Source organism: Pseudomonas sp. NyZ201, from assembly GCF_049860765.1.
In the GTDB taxonomy this organism is placed as follows: domain Bacteria; phylum Pseudomonadota; class Gammaproteobacteria; order Pseudomonadales; family Pseudomonadaceae; genus Aquipseudomonas; species Aquipseudomonas bharatica.
The window spans coordinates 2,192,501-2,216,409 of the sequence record NZ_CP187557.1 but is presented as its reverse complement, the minus strand read 5'-3'; the positions used below and the strand labels follow the sequence as shown (position 1 = coordinate 2,216,409).

Sequence of the window (23,909 nt, the reverse complement as noted above, 5' to 3'; positions counted from 1 at the left end):
GGGCCGGCGCAGGTGATTCATTTTGTTACGAGGGAAGCATTGCCCTGGCGGCCCCGCAGCAGCACTGGCCTCAGTAGGCCAGCGACCAGGTCAGGGTGTAGGTGCGGCCGCGTCCCTGGTAGTCATACAGGTAGGCCGGGCCATAGGTCGGCGAGTAGAACAGCGTCGCGCGCTGGCCCCAGACGGTGCTGTATTGCTTGTCCAGCAGGTTCTGGATGCCGGCGCTGAAGGTGCCGAAACCGGTCTCCTGGCTACCCAGCAGGTCGAAGGTGGTGTAGCCGGAAATCTTATGGTCGGCATCGTCCTCGAGGGTGAAGGCGTGGTTGGCCTGCAGCCGCGCGTTGCGCCCGTCGCCCTTCCAGCCGACGAAGGCGGTGGACTTGGACAGCGAGGCATAGCGGGCATCGCGCTTGATCCAGTCGCCGTCAGTGTCTTCCTCCTCGGAACGCACCAGGTGCAGGGTGCTGCCGGCTTCCCAGCCGCTGTCGAAGCGTCGGGTCAGCGCGCCTTCGAAGCCGAAGTCACGGCTTTTCTTGTCTTCGACGTTGATGGTCAGGGTCGCCGAGTCGGTGCTGATGACCTTGTCCGACCAGATGTAATAGACCGCCGCCTGGGCATCCCAGTCCACATCGGCATAGCGCCAGCCCATTTCGACCTGGCGGCTCTTGATCCCGGCCAGCGGGTTGTCATCGACGCTCAGGCCAGCCTTGCCGTAGTACTTGGCCGGGTCCGGCAGGTCGAAACCTTCGCCGTAGTTGGTCCAGACTTGATGCCCGTTCTTGAAGTCGTAGATCGCCCCCAGGTTGTACAGGTTGACCTGATAGTCGTTGCTGCCACCGGGAATGCCCTTGAAGTCACCGACATCCACGTCCATCTGCTGGCGTCGTGCGCCGCCGGACAGGGTCAGGTTGTCGGTCAGGTGCCAGTCCAGTTGCGCGTAGGCAGACAGGCCGTCGACCCGGTAGCTCGGGTAGCGCGGCGCCTTGCTCGCGGTTTCCAGTTCGAGGCCACCACTGCTGGACGAGGTGCGCGCATCGAAGGTGCTCTGCTCGGCATTGAAACGCTCGCGATCGAGGTCGACGCCATAGGTGAGCTTGAGGGTATCCCACTGCTTGGCAAACAGCGCCTTCAGGCTGGAAACCTCGAAGTTCTGCTGCGAGGCAGCGAAGTACACGCCGCGCGAGCCCCGGGGCGTACCGCTGTTGTAGTAGGGAAACGGGTAGAAATTGTCGTCTTCCTTGCGGTACGAGGCCTGCAGGTAGAAGTCCTGGCCGAGCACATCGGCATGGTGGTAGTTGGCGTTGAGCAGCAGGCGCCGGGTTTGCGGTTCGAGGTCGCTGGACAGGCCGCTGCGCAGTTCGGCGTCTTCCAGATCCGACGGTGCGTTGTAGTTCAGGTGCGGAAAGTAGATCCCGGTGCTGCCGTGGTTGCCGGAGTCGTAGTACTGCGCCAGCAGGTCGAGGCTCTGTTCATCGTTGAACTGCATGCCCAGGCTGCCCAGCACGTCGATGGTGCGGTTGTATTGCAGGTCGGTCTGGGTGTTATCGATGAAGATCTGCTCGCCGGCGCCGTCGTAGAAGGCTTCGTTCTGCTCGGCGGACACCCCCAGGCGGGCATTGATGCGCTCGTTGCCGCCACTGACCGATTGGGCAATGCGCGTCGACAGGTCGTCACTGTTGTTGAAGCCGCTGCTGGCCCCGATCTGGGTTTCGAAACGCGCCGGGCCCTCTTCGCCCTTCTTGGTAACGATGTTGATGATCCCGCCGGTGGCACCGCCGCCGTAGATAGCGCTGGCGCCGGACAGCACTTCGACGCGCTGGACGTTGAACGGCGAGATGCTGTCGAACTGGCGCGACAGGCCACGGGAGCTGTTCTGGCTGACCCCGTCGATCATCACCAGGACATTGCGCCCGCGCATGTTCTGGCCGTAGTTGGTCCGCCCTTCCGGCGCCAGGTCAAGGCCCGGGACCAGCTTGCCAATGGCTTCCTTGAGACTGACACCGCTGCTGATCTGCTCCTTGAGCTGCTCCTGGTCGACCACCCAGACGGTGCCGGGAATCTCGCTGATCGAGGTGCTGGTACGCGAGGCCACGCTGACCTCGATCGCCTTGAGGGCGATGCTGGCCTGGGGCTCGGCCTTGCGCAGGATCACCGTGTTCGTATCGCTGAACTGCCAGCTCATGCCGCTGCCGGCAAGCAGTTGTTGCAGCGCCTGCTCGATGCTGTAGCTGCCGCGCAGGCCCGGGCTGTCCAGGCCGGCGACGTCGCTGGTGGTGAACAGCAGGTGCAGCCCGGCCTGGTCGGCGAATTGGGTCAAGGTCTGGTCGAGGCTCTGCGCCGGCAGGTCGAGGCTGACCTGGCGTGCCTGGGCGGCGCTGGTCTGTGCAGGGTTCACGGCTTCGGCGGCATGGGCGGCGAAGGTGCCCCAGAGGCCGGCGGCCACGGCCGAGGCCAGCAGGGCCAGTTTGAAGGAACGGGTGGAACGTGCTGAGGACGGGGACAGACCTTTCACTGTTTTCTTCCAGACGAATACGTAAATGAGAATGAGTTGCTGATCAGTCTCACTACGACGATTCGGCCTTGCAGAACTTGCAGTGACTTTCGAAAAAAATTTTCGGTGCCCGGATCAGTACAGCACGGCCAGCCACGGCAGATAGGTGACCTTCAGCTCATAGCGTTGTTCGAGGGTGCGCAGCAGGCCGTGAGGATCATCGAGATCGAACACGCCGCTGACCGGCAAGGCACCGAGCTGATTATCGGAAATCAGGATGCGCCCGTGCTGGTAGCGCTCCAGCTCGGCGATCACTTCCCGTAGCGGGCGGCCGTTGAAGATCAGCTTGCCGCGTTGCCAGGCAGTTTGCGCCTGGGCATCGGGGCTCGCCGCGAGCAAGCGCTCGCCGACCCGCGCCTCGCCACGGGCCACCACCACACTGGCGGCGTGGCCCTGGCGACGCACGCTGAACACCGCACCACTGCCCTGCACCCGTTCGTCGCCGCTATCGACCACGAACGGCCGCGGATCCTGCGCCGGCTCGAACAGCGCCTCGCCTTCGCGCAACGACACCAGGCGCCGGTCGTCGGTGTACTTCACCGAAAACGCGCTGGCGCTGTTGAGGGTGACCCGCGAGCCGTCTTCCAGGGTGACGGTGCGGCGCTCACCCGTGCTGGTGTGGTAGTCGGCCAGCAGTGCCGGTGCTTGTTGCCAGCCACCGTAGCCCACCAGCGCCAGCACCAGCGAAGCGGCGATGGCCGAGCCCCAGCGACGGCTGCGGCGCGGCGCGATGGGCAATCTGGCGGCAGCTTCGGTGTGGCCGATATCGCCCCACAGTGCCTCGGCCTCCTCGGCGGCGGCCAGATGTTCGGCGCTGAGTTCGCGCCAGCGCTGGTAGCGGGACCGGTCGGCGGCACTGGCAGTGCCCGAATGCAACAGCACCTGCCAATCGATGGCAGCATCTGAAAGGTCGAGGATGGGCTGGGGTTCGGAAGGCATGCGCGCGTCAGTCATGGTTGTGCTTGAGCCAGTCGCGGCAATGGCGCAGGGCCTGGCCGATGTATTTTGCCACCATGCTTTCGGATACGCCCAGCCGTTTTGCGATCTGCGCCTGGGTCAGGCCCTCGACACGGTTCAACAGCAACGCCTGGCGGGCATTGTCGGAGAGTTGCAGCAGGGCTTCGTCGAGGATGGCCAGGCGCTCCCGGGCCAGCAGCGTGGCCTCCGGCGCCGGCCCCGGGCAGACCATCTGCCCCGCCACATCGCTGTCGCCGAGGTTGCTTTCCTGGCGCTGCTCGCGGCGCAGGGTGTCGATGGCCAGGTTGCCGGCGACCCGGAAAATGAAGCTGCGGGCGTGCACTACCGGCACGTCCTGCTCATCGATCTTCACCAGCTTGAGCCATGTCTCCTGGGCCACGTCGGCCGCGCGCTGGCGGTCGTTCATGCGCCGGGTCAGGAACAGCAGGAGATCATCGTAATGCTCCTGGAAACTGGCCAGCAGCCCTGAAGCGGGGGACGTCAGCATGAGTGGGAAAGATCGCCGTGGAAAGTAGGACATGAACTTTAATGAGAAGGATTATCTTTCAAGTCATGTACGACTTTCAACGCCGCCGTGCATTTGCCACACTCCGGGGCAACCTGTTCCCGGAGCAATCGCCATGTCTCGCCTGTTGCGCCATCTCACCGGCCTGAGCCTGATCCTCGCCCTGTCAGCCTGTGCGCTGTTCCAGGGGCGGGATCCGGTGAACATCAGCGTGATCGGTATCGACCCCCTGCCCGGCCAGGACCTGGAGTTGCGCATGGCGGTGAAATTGCGGGTGCAGAACCCCAACGAGACGGCCATCGACTTCAATGGCGTGGCCCTGAACCTGGAGGTCAATGGCCAGCCGCTGGCTGCCGGCGTCAGCGACCAGCACGGCAGCATTGGCCGCTTCAGCGAACAGGTGCTGGTGGTGCCGGTAAGCATCACCGCGTTTTCGGTATTGCGCCAGGCCGTGGGCCTGAGCCAGATGAGCAGCCTCGACGGCATGCCCTACGAGGTCAATGGCAAGCTCGCCGGGGGAGCCTTCGGCACCATGCGCTTCAAGGACCGCGGCACCTTCGAGCTGCCGCGCTGACGCTCAGGCCTTGCTGGCGCTGGCCGCCGCCATCAGCTTGTTGACCTCGCCGCGCACCATGTTGGCGTATTCCGGCGGCGACATGGCATCCAGCTCAGCCCGCACCCACTCCGCCCATTTGCCCTTGCGCCGCGGCTTCTCGCCGATCAGGCGGACGGCTTCGCCCTTGGCCTTGGCCAGGTTGGTCTGCCATAGCTCGAACAGCCGGGCTTTTTCGTCTTCGATCTCGGCCCGCTCGGCGAAACTCTTGTTGGCCAGATTGAAACTCATGGGGTAATTCCTGCCGCTTGAAAATGGGCGCTATCTTACACTGTAGCCGCCGATGCCCTGCAAACCGGTGCAACTTTTCCGTACCGGCGGGCGTCCATCACACATCGACGTATGATTTGACCGAGGAAGCGCAATGGCCAGGAAAACCACCCAGCACACCGAAAGCGAGCAGATCAAGGACCAGGCGTTCAGCGAATTGCAGGCACTGATCCAGGAGTCGGAGAAGCTGCTCAACGACAGCGCCTCGCTGGTCGGCGAGGAAGCCGAGACCCTGCGTGCCCAGTTGCAGCTCAAGTTGAAACAGGCCGGCCAGGCGGTGGGTAACGTGCGTGACAGGGCCAAGCCGGTGGTGGACGCCACCGAGCAGTACATTGGCGGGCATCCGTGGCAGACGGTGGCGATTTCGGCGGGGTTCGGATTGGTAGTGGGGTTGTTGCTGGGGCGTCGTTCCTGATCCGGAATCTTTAGTCTCATCGCTGGCAAGCCAGCTCCCACAGGGTTCGGCGGCGCCGCAGATTCTTGTGGGAGCCGGCGTTGCCGGCGATGGGGTCAACGGAGATTCAACGGCTCGACGACACCACAGGCAATCGCCATCCCCACCAGCTCCGGCAGGTGCTCGGCCTGCATGCGCTTCATGACCCGCGAGCGGTACAGATCGACGGTCTTGACGCTGACCTCCAGTTGCTCGGCAATCTCCCGGTTGGTGTAACCCTTGACCAGCGGCACGAACACATCGCGCTCGCGCGGCGTGAGGCTGTCGATCCGTGCCTGCACCGCGTCGCGCTGGCGGCTGCCGACCTGGATCTGCGACGAACGCCCCAAGGCATCCTGGACGCTGTCCAAAAGCATCTGGTCGTTGTACGGCTTTTCGATGAAGTCGCAGGCCCCGGCCTTGAAAGCCCTGACCACGATCGGCACATCGGCGTGACCACTGACGAAGATCACCGGCAGGTCGATCCCCTTTGCCCGCAACGCTTCCTGCACACTCAGGCCGCCCATGCCGGGCATGCGCACATCGAGCAGCACGCATGCCGGCAAGTCGCCCTCACAGGCATCGAGAAAGGCCTGGCCGCTGGTGAATGGCAGGGCCACCAGGCCCACCGACTCCAGCAGCCACACCGTTGAATCGAGCATGCCCTGGTCGTCGTCGACCACATAGACCTTCGGATCCTGCATCAAAGTCCCCTTGTTCAAGCGCTTGCCGCCGGCGCCAGCCGACAGCTCAGAATCAGTCCCCCGCCCTCCCCCGGGCTGGCCGAGAGCGTGCCGCCGAAACCTTCGACGATACTGCGGCTCATGCTCAGGCCAAGGCCCAGTCCTTCCGGCTTGCTGGTGGTAAAGGGGGTGAAGATGCCGTCCAGTTGCTCCGGCGCCACGCCCGGCCCCTGGTCGATTACCTGGACCAGCAGGCGCGCGCCCTCCTGCTCGCCACGCAGCACGATCCGCGACGGCTGCCCCGGCTGATGCTCGCGGTTGGCGTCGATGGCGTTGCGCAGCAGATTGAGCAGGACCTGCTCCAGCAGCACGCGGTCGGCGTACACCGGCGGCAGATTGTCCGCCATTCGCTGCTCGATCGTCACCTGCGCCTGCGTCGCCTCCCAGGCACACAGGCGCACCGCCTCGCGCGCCACCCCGGCCACCGACAGCGCCTGCAGGCGCCGCGGTTCCTTGCGCAGGAAGGCACGCAGGCGCTTGATCACTTCGGCGGCATGGGTCGCCTGTTCGCTGATCCGCTGCAAACCCTGGGCAACCCGGCCGGCAGCCTGCGGATCACGCTCCAGGGCGTGCAGGTAACGTTGGCTGGCGGCGGCGTAGTTGAGCACGGCGGCCAGCGGCTGGTTGATTTCGTGGGCAATGCCCGAGGCCAGTTCGCCGAGGGTCACCAGGCGCGCGGTGTGGGCCAGTTCATCCTGGTGGCGGCGCTGCTGGGTCTCGCGCAGTTCGCGCTCGGTCATGTCGCGGGCCACCAGCGAGTAGTAACGTTCGCCGCCGGCCGCCGTATGCGCAAGCAACACCAGCGACACCGGAAACGCCGCAGTCCCGTCGTAGGGCGCCAGCCGCGCTTCGCATTGCCAGACGCCCTCGCGTTCGGCACGCAGCCAGCCCTCGTGATCGAGGCGCTGGCAAGCCTCGGCGTCGAGCAGTTCGCCCAGGCGAGGTGCGTCCTCCACGGCGGTCAGGCCCAGGGCCCGGCGCGCCGAGCGGTTGAGGTAGGTCAGGCGCCCGTCAGGATCGGTGAACAGCACCAGGTCGGTATTGGCCTCCACCACTTCGGCCAGGCGCCGGCGGTTTTCCTGGGCTTCGATACGCACGGTGATATCCCGCGAGACACTGACGATCTCCACCACCGCACCGGTATAGGTCTCGCGAATGGCACGGCTGGCGATCTCGAACCAAAGGTCGCGGCCGTCGCGATGGCGTACGCGGCAGGTCATGGTCTGGTAGCCATCGCGCTCGAGCGCAGTCGAGGCCTGGATAAGGTGTTGGCGGCGATCCTGGGGATGTAGCAGGGCCTGCACCTTGACCCCGCGCAGTTCCTCCGGCCAGTAGCCGAGCAGGCGGTACGAGGCCGGCGAGGCATCGAGGAAACTGCCGTCGGGGGTGTGCCGGGAAATCAGGTCGGTGGTGTTCTCGGTAATCAGCCGGTACAGGCGCCGGGCCTGGGCCGCCTCGCGCTCGGCGCGACGCTCGCCGGTGGCGTCACGGCACCGCGCAACCACCTGATCGGCGCCGGCAGGGATGAAGGTCCATAGCAGAATGCGCTCGCCGGCCAGGCTCTCGACCTCGGCAATCGCCCGCTGTTGACCCAGGCAGGCGCGGACCAGCGCGGCATGGTTGGCCGGCAGCAGCACCGACAGGCTTTGCGGCGGCCAGCCATTGAGCTCGTCGCGCATGGCCGGGTTGGCGGCGCGCAACACGGCGTTGGCGTCGAGCAGCAGCGAGGGTTGCGGATCGTTATCGAGCAAGGCCGAAGGAATGAGCGTCACAAGGAGGACTCCGCTTTTTATAGTATTTGTACCATATTGCTATAGTCTATCTTCCAAGTAACATGGCGAACAGCGTAAAAATCAACGCAACGGAACGGTCACCCCGCTCCAGAACCCTGATCAGAGCTAACAATCAGCCAACAGGACATCGCTTTCTATGTCGATCTTCTCCGAGGGCCTGCAGCCCGCGCCTGTCAACCATGTCGCCCTTACTCCCCTGAGCTTCATCGAACGCACCGCTGCCGTGTACGGCGACTACCCGGCGGTGATCCACGGTTCGATCCGGCGCAACTGGCAGGAAACCTACCAGCGCTGCCGACGCCTGGCCAGCGCCCTGGCCGGCCGCGGCATCGGCCGGGGCGATACGGTGGCGGTGATGCTGCCGAATATCCCGGCGATGCTCGAAGCGCATTTCGGCGTGCCGATGATCGGCGCCGTGCTCAACGCCCTCAACGTGCGCCTCGACGCCGAAGCCATTGCCTTCATGCTGGAACATGGTGAAGCCAGGGTGCTGATTACCGACCGCGAATTCCACAAGGTCATCGCCGCCGCCCTGCAGTTGATGGAACACCCGCCGCTGGTGGTGGATGTGGACGATCCCGAGTACGGCGAAGGCTGCGCGGTCAGCGAGCTGGACTACGAGGCCTTCCTGGCCGAGGGCGACCCGCAGTTCGCCTGGCAGTGGCCCGAGGACGAGTGGCAAGCGATTTCGCTGAACTACACCTCCGGCACCACGGGCAACCCCAAGGGCGTGGTCTATCACCACCGCGGCGCCTACCTGAACTCGCTGGGCAACCAGATGACCTGGGCCATGGGCAATCATCCGGTGTACCTGTGGACCCTGCCGATGTTCCACTGCAACGGCTGGTGCTATCCCTGGACCGTCACCGCCCTGGCCGGAACCCATGTGTTCCTGCGCCGGGTGGATCCGCAGAAGATCCTCACCCTGATCCGCGAACACCAGGTCAGCCACCTGTGCGGTGCGCCCATCGTACTCAATGCGCTGATCAACATGCCCGACTCGGCCAAGGCGGCCATCGACCATCCGGTCAACGCCATGGTCGCCGGCGCGGCGCCACCGGCCAAGGTCATTGGCGCGGTGGAGGAAATGGGCATCAAGGTCACCCACGTGTATGGATTGACCGAGGTCTACGGCCCCGTGACGGTCTGCGCCTGGCACGCCGAGTGGGATGAAAAGCCGTTGCAGGAACGGGCGCGGATCAAATCGCGTCAAGGCGTGCGCTACGCCACCCTCGAAGGCCTGATGGTCGCCGACCCGCAGACCCTCGAACCCGTGGCACGGGACGGCAACACCCTGGGCGAGATCTTCATGCGCGGCAACACGGTGATGAAGGGCTACCTGAAGAACCCCGAAGCCACTGCCGAAGCCTTCCGTGGCGGCTGGTTCCATACCGGCGACCTGGCGGTCTGCCATCCGGACGGCTATGTCGAGATCAAGGACCGACTCAAGGACATCATCATTTCCGGCGGCGAGAACATTTCCACCATCGAAGTGGAGGACACGCTATACCGCCATCCCGCCGTGCTCGAGGCCGCCGTGGTCGCCCGGCCGGACGAGAAATGGGGCGAGACGCCCTGCGCCTGGATCAGCCTCAAGCCCGGCTTCGAGGACACCCGCGAGGCCGAGATCATCGCCTTCTGCCGCGTACACCTGGCCGGCTTCAAGCTGCCGAAGACGGTGATCTTCCGCGACCTGCCGAAGACCTCCACCGGCAAGATCCAGAAGTACCTGTTGCGCGACTGGGCCAAGGCGCTCTGATCCGTCCCTCCTTTTATTGCGAGAACCAAGATGCCTGAATTCAATGCCCCGCTGCGCGATATGCGCTTCGTCCTTCATGAAGTGTTCCAGGGCCCGGCCCAGTGGGCGCGACTGCCGGCCCTGGCGGCGACGGTCGACGGCGAGACCGCCGACGCCATCCTCGAAGAGGCGGCGAAGATCACCGGCCAATTGATCGCCCCGCTCAACCGTAGCGGCGACGAACAGGGCGTCGGCTTCGAGGCGGGCCAGGTCACCACCCCGGAGGGTTTCAAGGACGCCTGGCGCACGTACCGCGAGGGTGGATGGGTCGGCCTGGCCGGCAACCCGGAGCATGGCGGCATGGGCATGCCGAAGATGCTCGCGGTACAGTTCGAGGAAATGCTTTACGCTGCCAACTGCTCCTTCAGCCTGTACTCGGCGCTGAGCGCCGGCTGCTGCCTGGCGATCGACGCCCATGCCAGCGATAGCCTGCGCGCGCTATACCTGCCACGCCTGTACAGCGGCGAATGGGCCGGCACCATGTGCCTGACCGAACCCCATGCGGGCACCGACCTGGGCATCATCCGCAGCAAGGCCGAACCGCTGGTCGACGGCAGCTACGCCATCAGCGGGACCAAGATCTTCATCACCGGTGGCGACCAGGACCTCACCGAGAACATCATTCACCTGGTCCTGGCCAGGCTGCCGGACGCGCCCGCCGGGCCCAAGGGCATCTCGCTGTTCCTGGTGCCCAAGCGCGTGGTCAACGATGACGGCAGCCTGGGCGTGGACAACGCGGTGAGCTGCGGTTCGGTCGAGCACAAGATGGGCATCAAGGCCTCGGCCACCTGCGTCATGAACTTCGATGGCGCGGTGGGTTACCTGGTCGGCGAACCCAATCGTGGACTGGCGGCGATGTTCACCATGATGAATTACGAACGGCTGTCCATCGGCATCCAGGGCATCGGTTGCGCCGAGGCGTCGTACCAGAGCGCGGCCGCCTACGCCCGGGATCGCCTGCAAAGCCGCGCAGCCACGGGTGCGCAAGCCAAGGACAGGATCGCCGATCCGATCATCGTGCATGCCGACGTGCGCCGCATGCTGCTGACCATGCGCGCCCTGACCGAAGGCGGGCGGGCATTCGCCACCTACGTCGGGCAACAGCTGGATATCGCCAAATATGCCGAGGACGCCGGCGAGCGCGAAGCCGCGCAACGCCTTGTAGCCCTGCTGACGCCGGTGGCCAAGGCGTTCTTCACCGACACCGGCCTGGAAAGCTGCGTGCTGGGGCAACAGGTATTCGGCGGCCACGGCTATATTCGCGAATGGGGCCAGGAGCAACTGGTGCGCGATGTGCGGATCGCGCAGATCTACGAAGGCACCAACGGTATCCAGGCCCTGGACCTGCTCGGGCGCAAGGTGGTGGCCGATGGCGGACAGTCGCTGACCCTGCTGGCCAGTGAAATCCGCGCTTTCTGCGAGAGCGAGCCGCCTTACGCTGCACAATTGCTGGAAGCACTGGTACGACTGCAGAGCACCACCCAATGGCTGCGCGAGCAGGCTGGCGTCGATGCCAATGCGGTGGGTGCGGCGTCGGTGGAGTACCTGCACCTGTTCGGCTATGTCGCCTACGCCTACATGTGGTCGCGCATGGCGGCGGTAGCGAAGGCCCGGCATGCCGACGAGCCGGAATTCTACGAAGCCAAGCTGGCCACGGCGGCCTTCTATTTCGCTCGCCTGCTGCCGCGGACCCTGTCCCTGCAGGCCGGCATCCAGGCCGGGAGCGCCAGCCTGTATCAGCTCGACGCCGAGCATTTCTGAACGGCGGATATCCCGGCACGCCCGAGCGTGCCGGTTTTCCGACCGCCGGTTGGTTTGTGCGGAAAAGCCGGCTTTGCAACGGATTTACTGCAAATAAATCTCACAACTGATAGTGATTCGCCATGATCTCGGTTCCGGAGCCCCGCCACGCAGGGGTAGAATGGCCAAAACCGGGAGTATCAATGAATCAGGCCAGCCCCAGCGACGACGAACTCAACGCCATTACCGATGCCGCTGCGCATTGGTGCATGCGCTTGCACGCTGACGACTGCACTGAACAGGAACAGGCCGAGTTCGCCGAGTGGCTGACGGCCAGCCCGCTGCACCGTCGTGAGTTCGAGGCGATGCAGGATATCTGGATAACTGCCGACCAGCTTCCCCGCTCGCCTGCCCCTGCGCAAATCCTGCAATTGCCGCTCAAGCCCCGGCAGCAGCCACAACGTGCCCGGCACTATGCCTCGGCGGCAGTCATTGCCTTGCTGGCCCTGCCCCTGGCCGGCTGGGTCGGCTGGGACCAGGGCTGGCTGCCCAACGATTACCAGTCGGTGCAAAGCACCGATAGCCGTCGCACCGTCACCCTTGGCGATGGCAGCGAGGTGGAATTGAACCTCGGCACGTCCCTGCGCTACATGAATTTCAAGGACCAGCGCCGGGTCACCCTGAGCAAGGGCGAGGCGTTCTTCACGGTCCATCACGATCCACGGCACCCGTTCGTGGTCCGCGCCGGCAACGGCCAGACCGAAGTCACCGGCACCCGTTTCAACGTCTGGAAGTACCGCGACCAGGTCAAGGTGACCCTGGTGGAAGGTTCGGTGCTGGTCAGCAGCGAGAGCTTCAAGCTCGGCAGCGGCTACCGTCTCGGCCCGGGCATGCAGGCCGCCTACCAAACCGGCGATCTCGAACCGAGCCTGAACCAGACCTACGCCAATGACCCCAGCCTGGCATGGCGCAATGGCAAGCTGGTGATCGACAACCTCACCCTCGACCAGGCCCTGCCGCTGATCAACCGCTACCTCGACAGCCCTCTGCGCTTGGCCGATGCCAGCACCGGCAGCGTGCGCATCAGCGGGATCTACAACACCAGCGATGTGAAAAAGCTGGTGCGCACCTTGCCCAAGGTGCTGCCGGTGTACCTGACCCAGGACAAGAACGGCGACACGGTGTTGAACCGGATTTCGCCGCCGCCGAAGAAGGGCTGAGCCAGCAGCCTTAAGGACGACGCGGCCCCGGTGGGAGCGGGTTCACCCGCGATTGCGATGGTTAATCCGCTACCGTATCGCGGGTGAACCCGCTCCCACAGGCTCCGCAGCGCTCTTACAGCACCATCGCCGCCACCCACCCCGCCGCCAGCAGCGGCAGGTTGTAGTGGATGAAGGTGGGCACCACGGTGTCCCAGATGTGGTGATGCTGGCCATCGACGTTCAGCCCGGACGTCGGTCCGAGGGTCGAGTCCGACGCCGGCGACCCGGCATCACCCAGCGCTCCCGCCGTACCGACGATGCAGACTGTCGCGATCGGGTCGAAGCCCAGTTGCACGCACAACGGCACGAAGATCGCCGCAAGGATCGGCACGGTCGAGAACGAAGAACCGATGCCCATGGTCACCAGCAGGCCCACCAGCAGCATCAGCAACGCGCCGATGCCCTTGCTGTGGTCGATCCACACCGCCGACGCCTCGACCAGCGTCTTCACCTCCCCGGTGGCTTTCATCACTTCGGCAAAGCCGGAGGCAGCGATCATGATGAAGCCGATCATCGCCATCATCTTCATGCCTTCGGTGAACAGGTCGTCGGTGTCCTTCCAGCGGACGATGCCGGAAACCGAGAAGATCAGGAAACCCGCCAGCGCGCCGATGATCATCGAGTCCAGCCACAACTGGACGATGAACGCCGCCGCGATCGCACAACCGGCAATCAGGAGCGTCAGCGGGTTGTAGCTGACCGCCACCTGCTCGACCTGCTCGATCTTTTCCAGGTCGTATACGCGCTTCTTGCGATAACTGAAGAACACCGCAATCAGCAGCCCGGCGAGCATGCCCGCCGCCGGGATGGCCATGGCATGGGTGACGTTGACGCCACTGATATCGACGCCGCTACGGGCCACGTTGGCCAGGAGGATTTCGTTGAGGAAGATATTGCCGAAGCCCACCGGCAGGAACATGTACGGGGTGATCAGGCCGAAGGTGATGACGCAGGCCACCAGGCGCCGGTCGATCTGCAGCCGCGTCAGTACATAGAGCAGCGGTGGCACCAGCAGCGGAATGAAGGCGATGTGGATTGGCAGCAGGTTCTGCGAAGCGATCGCCACGACCAGCATCAGCCCGATCAATAGCCATTTGATTTTTCCGCCCTGGCCGTCGCGCTGCCCATGGAACATCGCCAAGGCCCGGTCGGCCAGGGCATGGGCCAGTCCGGATTTGGCGATGGCCACCGCGAAGGCGCCGAGCAAGGCGTAGGACAACGCCACCGTGGCCCCGCCGCCCAGCCCGCCATTGAAGGCCTTGAGCGTACCTTCGATCCCCAGGCCACCGACCAGCCCGCCCACCAGCGCACCAATGATCAGTGCGATGACCACATGCACGCGGGACAGGCTCAGCACCAGCATGATGCCGACCGCGGCAATGACTGCATTCATTCTTTCCAGCCTCTTGAAACGATGAAAAAGCACTAGCGTCGGCGACAGATATGCCCTGGGGGCCTGGCCGAATGACGGTATGTAATGTGGAAGGCGCACACTCTGAAGGAGGCCTCCCCCATTGTCAAAGCGCAGCGGCCCACAGCGGTGCAGGGGTCGCGTCGATGAACGAAAAGGACGCAATTAAATTGAACGTTTGAATAAAGAAACCGGTGCGGAGGCCGATACAGTCGGCGTGTCTATCTCTAATGGTTCAAAGGATTTCGCCAATGTCGTTCAGACAGCTTTCCATCCAATGGAAGATCACTCTGCTGGCCGGACTTTGCCTTGCCGGCATCGTCACCCTGCTGGTCGGTCTTTCGCTGTATCGCATGGAGCACACGACGGAGCTGGTCAAGGCCAGCAGCATGCAGATGCTCACCGAAGCGGCCGAGAGCCGCATCGAGTCCCAGGGCGAAGTCCAGGCGCTGACCATCCGTCGGCAGTTCATGGATGCCTACCAGTACGGCGCCGGATTTGCGCGCCAGGTGCTGTTCCTGCGTGAACAGGCAGAAAAGCGCTTCCTCGATGCCTTCGACCTGCGCGAGGACATGACCCGCCAGGTGCGCTCGGCACTGCAGGCCAACCCGGACCTGCTTGGCCTGTCGCTGGTGTTCGAACCCAACGCCCTCGACGGCAAGGACACGCTTTTCGCCAACCAGGATGCCCTGGGCAGCAACGAGACCGGACGCTTCGCCCTGTACTGGTCGCAACCGACCGCAGGCCAGTTGACCTCCATGGCCCTGCCGGAAAAGGACATGGCCGACACCAGCATCGGACCGAGCGGCGAGCCGGCCAACACTTGGTCGGTATGCCCGCGCACCACGCGCAAAACCTGCATCACCGAGCCGTACTTCTACGAGATCGCCGGCCAGCAGGTGCTGATGACCAGCATCGTGTTCCCGCTGATCGTCAACGACAAGGTCATCGCCACCCTGTCCATCGATATCAACCTGAACAGCCTGCAGGCCTTGAGCAAGGACGCCAGCGCCCGGCTCTATGGCGGGCAGACGCAGATCGGCATCATCAGCCCGGCCGGCCTGCTTGCCGGCTACAGCCCGGACACCAGCAAGCTGGCCAAGCGCTATGCGGACATCGACACGGCCAGCGGCGCCGAGCTGATGCGCCTGCTGGGCGACGGCACCGCGCTGCACAGCATCCAGCACGAAGGCCGCCTGAAAGTGCTGGCCTCGTTCGCCCCGACACCTGGCGCCAAGCCTTGGGGCGTCCTGCTGGATGTACCGGAAAGCGCCCTGACCGGCCCGGCCGAAGCGCTCAAGCAGGAGCTGGACCAGCGCAATACCAGCGGCGCCATGATCGAACTGGCCCTGGGCCTGCTGGCGGCGGTGGTCGGCCTGCTGCTGATCTGGCTGCTGGCCCGCGGCGTGACCCGGCCGATCCTCCACGTTGCCCACCGCCTGCGCGAGATCGCCAGCGGCGATGGCGACCTGACCAGCCGCCTGGCCTACGCCAAGCAGGACGAACTGGGCGAGCTGGCCGGCTGGTTCAACCGCTTCCTCGACAAGCTGCAGCCGACCATCGCCGAAGTGAAAAGCTCGGTGCACGCAGCGCGGGATACTGCCGACAAGTCGTCGGCCATCGCCAGCCAGACCAGTGCCGGCATGGAGCAGCAATACCGCCAGGTCGACCAGGTCGCCACCGCGTCCCACGAGATGAGCGCTACCGCCCACGATGTCGCCCGTAGCGCGGCACAAGCGGCCCAGGCAGCGCGGGACGTGGACCAGGCGACCCGCCAGGGCCTGGCGGTGATCGACCAGACCACCAACAGCATCGGCACCCTGGCCGCCAACATGAGCACTGCCATGGGCCAGGTCGAAGGCCTGGCGGATAACAGCGAGAAAATCGGCTCGGTACTCGAAGTGATCCGCTCCATCGCCGAGCAGACCAACCTGCTGGCGCTCAACGCGGCCATCGAGGCGGCCCGTGCCGGTGAGGCCGGACGCGGCTTCGCGGTGGTCGCCGACGAGGTGCGCAACCTGGCCCAGCGCACCCAGGAATCGGTGGAAGAAACCCGCCATGTGATCGAGCAACTGCAGGCCGGCACCCGCGAGGTGGTGGGTGCCATGGACAGCAGTCATCGCCAGGCCCAGGGCAGCGTCGAACAGGTCGGCCAGGCGGTGACCGCGCTGCGCCAGATCGGCGAGGCGGTGGCAGTGATCACCGACATGAACCTGCAGATCGCCAGCGCCGCCGAGGAACAAAGTGCGGTCGCCGAAGAGATCAGCGGCAACGTGGCGACAATCCGCGATGTCACCGAATCCTTGTCCCATCAGGCGGAGGAATCGGCGCGGGTCAGCCAGGCGCTGAACAGCCTGGCCAACCAGCAGCAGGGCTTGATGGATCACTTCAAGGTGTAATCCGGCCTATCGGGCAGGGCCTCAGCGCCCTGCCCGTCTCGGCAGTTCGATATGTACCCGCAAGCCGCCCAGCGGACTTGCCTGCAGGTCCATCCGGCCACGCCAGGCCTCGACGATATCGCGCACGATGCCCAGCCCGAGCCCATGCCCGGCAACCTGCTCATCCAGGCGCGCGCCGCGCTCCAGCACACCCTGGCGGGCATCCTCGGGAATCCCCGGACCGTCGTCGTCGACCCACAGCAGGTAGCTGTCCGGCGTCTGGCAAATGCCCAGGCATACTTCGCCGTCAGCCCATTTGCAGGCGTTGTCCAGCAGATTGCCGAGCAGTTCCAGAAGGTCCTCGCGGTCCCAGGGCAGCGACAGCCCTTCCGGCACATCGCGGCGGATCAGCAGGCCGTCGCCATGGATCATGCCCAGGGTCGAGAGCAGGCCCGGGAGTTCCACATCGCAATCGAAATGCGCCCCGGGCAAGGCATCGCCAGCCAGGCGGGCACGGTTGAGTTCACGGCTGAGGCGCTGCTGGATCTGCTCCAGTTGTTCGCGTAACTGCGCAGCCAGCTCCGGGGCGTCCTTCAAACGCTCGCTGGATGCCAGGCTAAGCAGCACCGCCAGGGGCGTCTTGAGCGCATGGCCGAGATTGCCCAGCGCATTGCGCGAGCGGCGCAGGCTGTCTTCGGTGTGGGCCAGCAGGTGGTTGATCTGGGCGACCAAGGGCTCCAGCTCGCCAGGTACTTCGCTGTCCAGTTGCGTGCGCTTGCCCTGTTGCAACTGGGCAATCTGCTCGCGGGAACGCTCCAGCGGACGCAACGAACGGGTGACGATCAGGCGTTGCAACACCAGCACCAGCACCAACGCCAGCAGACCGAGGCCCAGGCCGATCTGCTGCATGCGGCGAAAGCCATCGCGCATGGGCGTATAGTCCTGGGCGACGCTGATGGAAATGGCCCGGCCCTGGCGCCGGTAATCGGCGCGTAGCACCAGCAGTTGCTGGCCTGCCGGGCCGAGTTCAAGACCGTCATGCAGGCCGGCGGTTTCCGGCCTGGGCAACTCGGTGTCCCACAATGAGCGAGAGCGCCAGGTCTGGCTGTCGAAGTCGATACGGAAGTAGTAGCCGGAAAACTGCCGGTTGTAGGCCGCGGAGATGCGCCGCTGATCCAGCTCCATGCCGTTGGGCCCCTGGACCAGGGCCATCAGCAGGTTTTCGCTTTCCTTGCGCAGGCCGCTTTCCAGATAGCGGTGCAGCCCCACCTCGAACAGCCACAGGCTGACCTGGGCCAGGGCCAGCCCGACCACCACCAATGTTCCCACCAGGCCGAGGCTGAGACGCGACTGGATCGACCTCACTGCAACGCCCCGCCAAAGCGGTAGCCCTGGCCGCGATGGGTTTCGATCACGCTGCGGCCAAGCTTGCGGCGCAGGTGGTTGACATGGACTTCCAGCACATTCGAATCGCGTTCGGTTTCACCGTTGTAGAGGTGCTCGGCGAGATGGCTCTTCGACAGGATCTGCTGCGGGTGCAGCATGAAATAGCGCAGCAGGCGGAATTCCGCAGCGGTGAGTTGCACATCCTCGCCGCTGCGGCTGACGCACTGACGGCCTTCGTCCAGGTGCAGGCCGGCGGCCTCCAGGGTCGGCTGGTTGGCCAGGCCGCGAGCGCGGCGCAGCAGGGACTGGATGCGCAGTTGCAGTTCTTCAGGATGGAAAGGCTTGCTCAGGTAGTCGTCGGCGCCGGCCTTAAGTCCTTCGATCCGGTCGGCCCAGGAGCCCCGCGCGGTCAGGATCAGCACCGGCGTGACCAAACCACCGGCACGCCACTGGCGCAGCACTTCGAGCCCCGGGATACCGGGCAGGCCAAGGTCCAGCACGATCAGGTCGTAAGGTTCGCTGGCGCCCTGATACACGGCATCGCGGCCATCGGCGAGCCAGTCCACCGCGTAGCCCTGGCGTTGCAGGCTGGCCGTCAGTTCATCGGCGAGCGAGACGTTGTCCTCGACCAATAGCAGGCGCATCAATCATCTTCCTCATCTTTGAGCAGGGTGCCGCTGGCGGCATCGAGCTTGATTTCGCGTACGACACCTTCACCGGTCAGCAACTCGACTTCGTAGACATAGACATCGTCATCCTCTTCCAGCTCCGCTTCCAGCAGGCGCGCCCCGGGATAGCGTCCCAGGGCGGCTTGCAGCAGTTGTTCAAGCGGCAGGATGACCCCGTCGCGACGCAGGGCCAGGGCTTCGTCCTGGTCAAGGTCGCGGGCCAGGGCCAGGGAGCATACCGCCAACAGTGCCAGCAGGGGCCAGCGGATGCCCAGGGCAAGACGTGTCATCAGCTGTCTCGTTCGTTCTTCAGGACTTCGCCGGTCTTGGCATCCAGGTCCACATCCCACTCGACGTTCTGCGCGTCCCGCAGTTCGACCTTATAGATGTAGCGGCCGTACTCTTCCTCCAGTTCGCTGTCGGTGACGGTCGAACCGCGGTACTGCTCAAGGGCCTCCTGTTTCAGGACATCGAGCGACTGGATCTGCTGGCTCTGCACCAGCTTCACTACTTGGTCGGGTTGCACGTCCTTGGCCAGGGCGACATTGGCTCCCAGGGCAAGGGTAGCGGCGGCGAACAGGGCAGTGAAAGTTTTCATCATGTTTCTCCATCGTTATCAATCGGGTACGGTGGAAAGTCTAACCAGCCGAACTTAATTGAAGCTGAAAATAGCTGGCGACATGATAGCGCGGTACGCCGCGGCTTATACTCGCCAGTCAACCCGTAGCGAGCCGATCCAATGACCGCCATCCATACACCCTTTCCTGCGCTGACCCTCAAGGCTGGCAAACGCGCATTGGCGCGCATACGCGAAAACGGGCTGAGCGCGGCAGATGTCGGCGTGCTACCGGGTGCCGCAGGTGGCCCCAAGGCGCTGGGTATCCAGGGGCTGGACCTGGCCTTGTTCGGCGAATGGCTGCCCCGGGCGCCACGGGAGCGGGCGCTGATAGGCGCCTCGATTGGTTCCTGGCGCTTCGCCAGCGCCTGCCTGCCAGACCCGACCACAGCGATCCGCCGCCTGGGCGAGCTGTACACGGCGCAAGACTTCGCAAAAGGAGTGACCCAGGCCGAAGTCAGCCGCAGTTGCCAGCGCATGCTCGATGATCTGCTTGAAGGCCGCGATGCCAGAGTCCTGGATAATCCGCTGTATCGCTTGAACATCATGGTAGTGAAGAGCCATGGCCTGCTTGCCGAGGATCACCGCGCGCGCCTGGGGCTGGGGCTGTCATCGGTGATTGCCGATAACCTCATCGGTCGGCCACGCCTGGCCAGGCACTTCGAACGCATCATCCTTCACGACGCCCGCAGCGCGCCGCCACTGGGAACCCTGACGGACTTCCCGTCGCGTTGCCTGCCATTGGCGACCGACAATCTGCGCCATGCCTTGCTGGCGTCCGGCTCGATCCCGATGGTCATGGAAGGCGTGCGCGACATCCCGGGAGCAGGCTCCGGCACCTATCGCGATGGCGGTCTGCTCGACTATCACCTCGACCTGCCCTATAGCGGCGGCGACATCGTGCTCTACCCGCATTTCACCGACAAGGTGATTCCCGGCTGGTTCGACAAGGCCCTGCCCTGGCGGCGCGGCGATACAGAAAGGCTGAAGAACGTGGTGCTGCTGGCACCGTCGCCCCAATACCTGGCCCGGCTGCCCTACGGCAAGTTGCCCGATCGCAGCGACTTCAAGCGCTTCATGGGCGATGCTGCCAGCCGCCAGCGTTACTGGCGTACCGCAATGACCGAAAGCCAGCGCCTGGGCGACAGCTTCCTGGAGCTGGTCGAGCGAGGCACGCTGGGCGACCATCTGCAACCCTTGTCGTGACCTTGCTGGTAAACTGCGCGACAGCATTGGCTTTCAGAGTTGGATATTTTGGAAATCTTCAAAGAATTTACCTTCGAATCGGCGCACCGCCTGCCGAACGTCCCCGCCGGCCACAAGTGCGGTCGCCTGCACGGCCACTCGTTCAAGGTCGCCCTGCACCTGACCGGCCCACTCGATCCTCATACCGGCTGGATCCGCGACTTCTCCGAGATCAAGGCGATCTTCAAGCCACTCTACGAACAACTCGACCACAACTATCTCAACGATATTCCCGGTCTGGAAAACCCGACCAGCGAAGTGATCGCCAAATGGATCTGGGACCAGGTCAAGCCGCTGCTGCCGGAGTTGAGCAAAGTGCGGATTCATGAGACGTGCACCAGCGGATGCGAATACACCGGCGACTGATGGTTTAGCGCTTCACCAGAAAGGGCTTGCTCTGGTTACCAGGCAAGCCCTTTTTCGTAGCTGTATTCTCGTGATTCAGAAAGACAAAACCCCTACCTGCATACGCAGATAGGGGTTTCGGAATTGAATCTTGACGATGACCTACTCTCACATGGAGAAGCTCCACACTACCATCGGCGATGCATCGTTTCACTACTGAGTTCGGGATGGGATCAGGTGGTTCCAATGCTCTATGGTCGTCAAGAAATTCTGTGTGCCAACTCGTCTTTCGACGCCTCGGCAAATCGGGTATGTGACAGTTGTGGTTTGCACGAACTTTCGGTTCATTGCGTCTTCACCACCACAATCCGGCTTCTCAGCTCAGATTGCTTGGGTGTTATATGGTCAAGCCTCACGGGCAATTAGTATTGGTTAGCTCAACGCCTCACAGCGCTTACACACCCAACCTATCAACGTCGTAGTCTTCGACGGCCCTTCAGGGAGCTCAAGGCTCCAGTGAGATCTCATCTTGAGGCAAGTTTCCCGCTTAGATGCTTTCAGCGGTTATCTCTTCCGAACATAGCTACCCGGCAATGCCACTGGCGTGACAACCGGAACACCAGAGGTTCGTCCACTCCGGTCCTCTCGTACTAGGAGCAGCCCCTCTCAAATCTCAAACGTCCACGGCAGATAGGGACCGAACTGTCTCACGACGTTCTAAACCCAGCTCGCGTACCACTTTAAATGGCGAACAGCCATACCCTTGGGACCGGCTTCAGCCCCAGGATGTGATGAGCCGACATCGAGGTGCCAAACACCGCCGTCGATATGAACTCTTGGGCGGTATCAGCCTGTTATCCCCGGAGTACCTTTTATCCGTTGAGCGATGGCCCTTCCATACAGAACCACCGGATCACTAAGACCTACTTTCGTACCTGCTCGACGTGTCTGTCTCGCAGTCAAGCGCGCTTTTGCCTTTATACTCTGCGACCGATTTCCGACCGGTCTGAGCGCACCTTCGTACTCCTCCGTTACTCTTTAGGAGGAGACCGCCCCAGTCAAACTACCCACCATACACTGTCCTCGATCCGGATGACGGACCTGAGTTAGAACCTCAAAGTTGCCAGGGTGGTATTTCAAGGATGGCTCCACGCGAACTGGCGTCCACGCTTCAAAGCCTCCCACCTATCCTACACAAGCAAATTCAAAGTCCAGTGCAAAGCTATAGTAAAGGTTCACGGGGTCTTTCCGTCTAGCCGCGGATACACTGCATCTTCACAGCGATTTCAATTTCACTGAGTCTCGGGTGGAGACAGCGCCGCCATCGTTACGCCATTCGTGCAGGTCGGAACTTACCCGACAAGGAATTTCGCTACCTTAGGACCGTTATAGTTACGGCCGCCGTTTACCGGGGCTTCGATCAAGAGCTTCGCGTTAGCTAACCCCATCAATTAACCTTCCGGCACCGGGCAGGCGTCACACCCTATACGTCCACTTTCGTGTTTGCAGAGTGCTGTGTTTTTAATAAACAGTCGCAGCGGCCTGGTATCTTCGACCGGCATGGGCTTACGGAGCAAGTCCTTCACCCTCGCCGGCGCACCTTCTCCCGAAGTTACGGTGCCATTTTGCCTAGTTCCTTCACCCGAGTTCTCTCAAGCGCCTTGGTATTCTCTACCCAACCACCTGTGTCGGTTTGGGGTACGGTTCCCGGTTATCTGAAGCTTAGAAGCTTTTCTTGGAAGCATGGCATCAACCACTTCGTCGCCTAAAGGCAACTCGTCATCAGCTCTCGGCCTTGAAATCCCGGATTTACCTAAGATTCCAGCCTACCACCTTAAACTTGGACAACCAACGCCAAGCTGGCCTAGCCTTCTCCGTCCCTCCATCGCAATAACCGGAAGTACAGGAATATTAACCTGTTTTCCATCGACTACGCTTTTCAGCCTCGCCTTAGGGACCGACTAACCCTGCGTCGATTAACGTTGCGCAGGAAACCTTGGTCTTTCGGCGTGGGAGTTTTTCACTCCCATTGTCGTTACTCATGTCAGCATTCGCACTTCTGATACCTCCAGCAAGCTTCTCAACTCACCTTCACAGGCTTACAGAACGCTCCTCTACCGCATCACCTAAGTGATACCCGTAGCTTCGGTGCATGGTTTGAGCCCCGTTACATCTTCCGCGCAGGCCGACTCGACTAGTGAGCTATTACGCTTTCTTTAAAGGGTGGCTGCTTCTAAGCCAACCTCCTAGCTGTCTAAGCCTTCCCACATCGTTTCCCACTTAACCATGACTTTGGGACCTTAGCTGACGGTCTGGGTTGTTTCCCTTTTCACGACGGACGTTAGCACCCGCCGTGTGTCTCCCATGCTCGGCACTTCCAGGTATTCGGAGTTTGCATCGGTTTGGTAAGTCGGGATGACCCCCTAGCCGAAACAGTGCTCTACCCCCTGGAGTGATACATGAGGCGCTACCTAAATAGCTTTCGAGGAGAACCAGCTATCTCCGAGCTTGATTAGCCTTTCACTCCGATCCACAGGTCATCCGCTAACTTTTCAACGGTAGTCGGTTCGGTCCTCCAGTCAGTGTTACCTAACCTTCAACCTGCCCATGGATAGATCGCCCGGTTTCGGGTCTATACCCAGCGACTAAACGCCCTATTAAGACTCGCTTTCGCTACGCCTCCCCTATTCGGTTAAGCTCGCCACTGAATATAAGTCGCTGACCCATTATACAAAAGGTACGCAGTCACCTAACAAAGTAGGCTCCCACTGCTTGTACGCATACGGTTTCAGGTTCTATTTCACTCCCCTCTCCGGGGTTCTTTTCGCCTTTCCCTCACGGTACTGGTTCACTATCGGTCAGTCAGTAGTATTTAGCCTTGGAGGATGGTCCCCCCATATTCAGACAAAGTTTCTCGTGCTCCGTCCTACTCGATTTCATTGACAAGGGATTTTCGTGTACGGGGCTATCACCCACTATGGCGGCACTTTCCAGAGCCTTCCACTAATCTCAAGTCAACTTAAGGGCTAGTCCCCGTTCGCTCGCCACTACTAAGGGAATCTCGGTTGATTTCTTTTCCTCAGGGTACTTAGATGTTTCAGTTCCCCTGGTTCGCCTCATGTACCTATGTATTCAGTACAAGATACTCAGCTTGTGCTGAGTGGGTTCCCCCAT

At 62.9% G+C, this 23,909-nt stretch carries 18 protein-coding genes, 2 rRNA genes and 2 pseudogenes (1 of these 22 cut by a window edge); 9 read left to right on the top strand and 13 right to left on the bottom strand.

Annotation, left to right across the window (positions count from 1 at the left end):
* Window positions 1-70: 70 nt before the first annotated feature.
* The 3 genes and pseudogenes from ACPFMA_RS09910 to ACPFMA_RS09900 all read right to left on the bottom strand — a co-directional run.
* Window positions 71-2,503 (bottom strand): TonB-dependent receptor, encoded by a 2,433-nt coding sequence (locus ACPFMA_RS09910; protein WP_425930589.1) that lies wholly within the window; start codon window positions 2,501-2,503, stop codon window positions 71-73.
* Window positions 2,504-2,626: 123 nt separating this feature from the next.
* Complete coding sequence (locus tag ACPFMA_RS09905; RefSeq protein WP_420059476.1) at window positions 2,627-3,505, bottom strand: FecR family protein; 879 nt, start codon at window positions 3,503-3,505, stop codon at window positions 2,627-2,629.
* 4 nt (window positions 3,506-3,509) lie between these two features.
* Window positions 3,510-4,016: pseudogene (locus ACPFMA_RS09900) on the bottom strand (RNA polymerase sigma factor); the annotation flags it as partial.
* A gap of 133 nt (window positions 4,017-4,149) precedes the next feature.
* Between ACPFMA_RS09900 and ACPFMA_RS09895 the strand changes: the two are divergent.
* Window positions 4,150-4,608 carry an LEA type 2 family protein gene (locus tag ACPFMA_RS09895; protein WP_420059477.1) on the top strand — a complete coding sequence of 153 codons (459 nt, stop codon included), beginning with the start codon at window positions 4,150-4,152 and terminating at the stop codon, window positions 4,606-4,608.
* Between the two features lie 3 nt (window positions 4,609-4,611).
* Here the strand turns inward: ACPFMA_RS09895 and ACPFMA_RS09890 are convergent, their stop codons facing one another.
* On the bottom strand, window positions 4,612-4,878 hold the full coding sequence (locus tag ACPFMA_RS09890) for a hypothetical protein (RefSeq protein ID WP_009401064.1): 267 nt from the start codon (window positions 4,876-4,878) through the stop codon (window positions 4,612-4,614).
* Window positions 4,879-5,011: 133 nt separating this feature from the next.
* Here ACPFMA_RS09890 and ACPFMA_RS09885 point away from each other — a divergent pair, with 133 nt between their 5' ends.
* Window positions 5,012-5,332, top strand: a complete 321-nt coding sequence (locus ACPFMA_RS09885) for a DUF883 family protein (protein ID WP_009401066.1) — start codon at window positions 5,012-5,014, stop codon at window positions 5,330-5,332.
* A gap of 95 nt (window positions 5,333-5,427) precedes the next feature.
* Here ACPFMA_RS09885 and ACPFMA_RS09880 read toward each other — a convergent pair whose 3' ends face one another.
* A complete protein-coding gene (locus tag ACPFMA_RS09880) occupies window positions 5,428-6,054 on the bottom strand; it encodes a response regulator transcription factor (RefSeq protein ID WP_064302891.1) in 627 nt (208 codons plus the stop codon).
* Between the two features lie 14 nt (window positions 6,055-6,068).
* Window positions 6,069-7,865 (bottom strand): PAS domain S-box protein, encoded by a 1,797-nt coding sequence (locus ACPFMA_RS09875; protein WP_420059478.1) that lies wholly within the window; start codon window positions 7,863-7,865, stop codon window positions 6,069-6,071.
* A gap of 157 nt (window positions 7,866-8,022) precedes the next feature.
* On the opposite strand from ACPFMA_RS09875, the gene ACPFMA_RS09870 reads away from it, so the two are divergent.
* The 3 genes from ACPFMA_RS09870 (at window position 8,023) to ACPFMA_RS09860 (ending at window position 12,644) form a co-directional block, all read left to right on the top strand.
* Window positions 8,023-9,645, top strand: coding sequence for an acyl-CoA synthetase (locus tag ACPFMA_RS09870; protein ID WP_425930081.1), 1,623 nt, complete (start codon window positions 8,023-8,025; stop codon window positions 9,643-9,645).
* Window positions 9,646-9,675: 30 nt separating this feature from the next.
* Window positions 9,676-11,445, top strand: a complete 1,770-nt coding sequence (locus ACPFMA_RS09865) for an acyl-CoA dehydrogenase C-terminal domain-containing protein (RefSeq protein WP_420059481.1) — start codon at window positions 9,676-9,678, stop codon at window positions 11,443-11,445.
* A 182-nt stretch (window positions 11,446-11,627) separates the two neighbouring features.
* Window positions 11,628-12,644, top strand: coding sequence for a FecR family protein (locus ACPFMA_RS09860; RefSeq protein ID WP_064302887.1), 1,017 nt, complete (start codon window positions 11,628-11,630; stop codon window positions 12,642-12,644).
* 115 nt (window positions 12,645-12,759) lie between these two features.
* Here ACPFMA_RS09860 and ACPFMA_RS09855 read toward each other — a convergent pair whose 3' ends face one another.
* The gene (locus tag ACPFMA_RS09855; protein ID WP_009401073.1) at window positions 12,760-14,079 is read right to left on the bottom strand and encodes a Na+/H+ antiporter family protein; all 1,320 of its coding nucleotides are present in this window, start codon (window positions 14,077-14,079) and stop codon (window positions 12,760-12,762) included.
* A gap of 248 nt (window positions 14,080-14,327) precedes the next feature.
* Here ACPFMA_RS09855 and ACPFMA_RS09850 point away from each other — a divergent pair.
* Window positions 14,328-15,638, top strand: a pseudogene (locus ACPFMA_RS09850) (HAMP domain-containing protein); the annotation flags it as partial.
* A 102-nt stretch (window positions 15,639-15,740) separates the two neighbouring features.
* Window positions 15,741-16,496, top strand: coding sequence for a methyl-accepting chemotaxis protein (locus ACPFMA_RS09845; protein ID WP_376699749.1), 756 nt, complete (start codon window positions 15,741-15,743; stop codon window positions 16,494-16,496).
* Between the two features lie 21 nt (window positions 16,497-16,517).
* On the opposite strand, the gene ACPFMA_RS09840 is transcribed toward ACPFMA_RS09845, so the two are convergent.
* Genes ACPFMA_RS09840 through ACPFMA_RS09825 form a run of 4 tightly spaced genes read right to left on the bottom strand, consistent with a single transcriptional unit; the run spans window position 16,518 to window position 19,127 of the window.
* Window positions 16,518-17,840, bottom strand: a complete 1,323-nt coding sequence (locus ACPFMA_RS09840; RefSeq protein WP_425930080.1) for a sensor histidine kinase — start codon at window positions 17,838-17,840, stop codon at window positions 16,518-16,520.
* Window positions 17,837-18,505: a response regulator transcription factor gene (locus tag ACPFMA_RS09835; RefSeq protein ID WP_064302884.1), complete on the bottom strand. Its 669-nt coding sequence runs from the start codon at window positions 18,503-18,505 to the stop codon at window positions 17,837-17,839. Before ACPFMA_RS09835 ends, ACPFMA_RS09840 begins: the two co-directional genes overlap by 4 nt.
* Window positions 18,505-18,819 carry a PepSY domain-containing protein gene (locus ACPFMA_RS09830; protein ID WP_009401078.1) on the bottom strand — a complete coding sequence of 105 codons (315 nt, stop codon included), beginning with the start codon at window positions 18,817-18,819 and terminating at the stop codon, window positions 18,505-18,507. The genes ACPFMA_RS09835 and ACPFMA_RS09830 overlap by 1 nt, the downstream gene beginning before the upstream one ends.
* The gene (locus ACPFMA_RS09825; RefSeq protein ID WP_425930079.1) at window positions 18,819-19,127 is read right to left on the bottom strand and encodes a PepSY domain-containing protein; all 309 of its coding nucleotides are present in this window, start codon (window positions 19,125-19,127) and stop codon (window positions 18,819-18,821) included. The genes ACPFMA_RS09830 and ACPFMA_RS09825 overlap by 1 nt, the downstream gene beginning before the upstream one ends.
* 141 nt (window positions 19,128-19,268) lie before the next feature.
* On the opposite strand from ACPFMA_RS09825, the gene ACPFMA_RS09820 reads away from it, so the two are divergent.
* Together ACPFMA_RS09820 and queD are read left to right on the top strand one after the other, a co-directional pair.
* Window positions 19,269-20,351 carry a patatin-like phospholipase family protein gene (locus ACPFMA_RS09820; protein WP_064302882.1) on the top strand — a complete coding sequence of 361 codons (1,083 nt, stop codon included), beginning with the start codon at window positions 19,269-19,271 and terminating at the stop codon, window positions 20,349-20,351.
* Window positions 20,352-20,399: 48 nt separating this feature from the next.
* A complete protein-coding gene (gene queD / locus ACPFMA_RS09815) occupies window positions 20,400-20,756 on the top strand; it encodes a 6-carboxytetrahydropterin synthase QueD (RefSeq protein ID WP_009401082.1) in 357 nt (118 codons plus the stop codon).
* Between the two features lie 128 nt (window positions 20,757-20,884).
* On the opposite strand, the gene rrf is transcribed toward queD, so the two are convergent.
* Window positions 20,885-21,000, bottom strand: a 5S ribosomal RNA gene (rrf, locus tag ACPFMA_RS09810).
* A gap of 136 nt (window positions 21,001-21,136) precedes the next feature.
* Window positions 21,137-23,909: ribosomal RNA gene (locus ACPFMA_RS09805) — 23S ribosomal RNA — on the bottom strand; it runs 118 nt beyond the window's last position.

Bases quoted from the DNA above. Each gene is read 5' to 3' on its own strand.
- ACPFMA_RS09905 (WP_420059476.1), bottom strand. From the start codon at position 3,505: ATGACTGACGCGCGCATGCCTTCCGAACCCCAGCCCATCCTCGACCTT.
- ACPFMA_RS09895 (WP_420059477.1), top strand. From the start codon at position 4,150: ATGTCTCGCCTGTTGCGCCATCTCACCGGCCTGAGCCTGATCCTCGCC.
- ACPFMA_RS09890 (WP_009401064.1), bottom strand. From the start codon at position 4,878: ATGAGTTTCAATCTGGCCAACAAGAGTTTCGCCGAGCGGGCCGAGATC.
- ACPFMA_RS09885 (WP_009401066.1), top strand. From the start codon at position 5,012: ATGGCCAGGAAAACCACCCAGCACACCGAAAGCGAGCAGATCAAGGAC.
- ACPFMA_RS09880 (WP_064302891.1), bottom strand. From the start codon at position 6,054: ATGCAGGATCCGAAGGTCTATGTGGTCGACGACGACCAGGGCATGCTC.
- ACPFMA_RS09870 (WP_425930081.1), top strand. From the start codon at position 8,023: ATGTCGATCTTCTCCGAGGGCCTGCAGCCCGCGCCTGTCAACCATGTC.
- ACPFMA_RS09865 (WP_420059481.1), top strand. From the start codon at position 9,676: ATGCCTGAATTCAATGCCCCGCTGCGCGATATGCGCTTCGTCCTTCAT.
- ACPFMA_RS09860 (WP_064302887.1), top strand. From the start codon at position 11,628: ATGAATCAGGCCAGCCCCAGCGACGACGAACTCAACGCCATTACCGAT.
- ACPFMA_RS09855 (WP_009401073.1), bottom strand. From the start codon at position 14,079: ATGAATGCAGTCATTGCCGCGGTCGGCATCATGCTGGTGCTGAGCCTG.
- ACPFMA_RS09845 (WP_376699749.1), top strand. From the start codon at position 15,741: ATGGAGCAGCAATACCGCCAGGTCGACCAGGTCGCCACCGCGTCCCAC.
- ACPFMA_RS09835 (WP_064302884.1), bottom strand. From the start codon at position 18,505: ATGCGCCTGCTATTGGTCGAGGACAACGTCTCGCTCGCCGATGAACTG.
- ACPFMA_RS09830 (WP_009401078.1), bottom strand. From the start codon at position 18,819: ATGACACGTCTTGCCCTGGGCATCCGCTGGCCCCTGCTGGCACTGTTG.
- ACPFMA_RS09825 (WP_425930079.1), bottom strand. From the start codon at position 19,127: ATGAAAACTTTCACTGCCCTGTTCGCCGCCGCTACCCTTGCCCTGGGA.
- ACPFMA_RS09820 (WP_064302882.1), top strand. From the start codon at position 19,269: ATGACCGCCATCCATACACCCTTTCCTGCGCTGACCCTCAAGGCTGGC.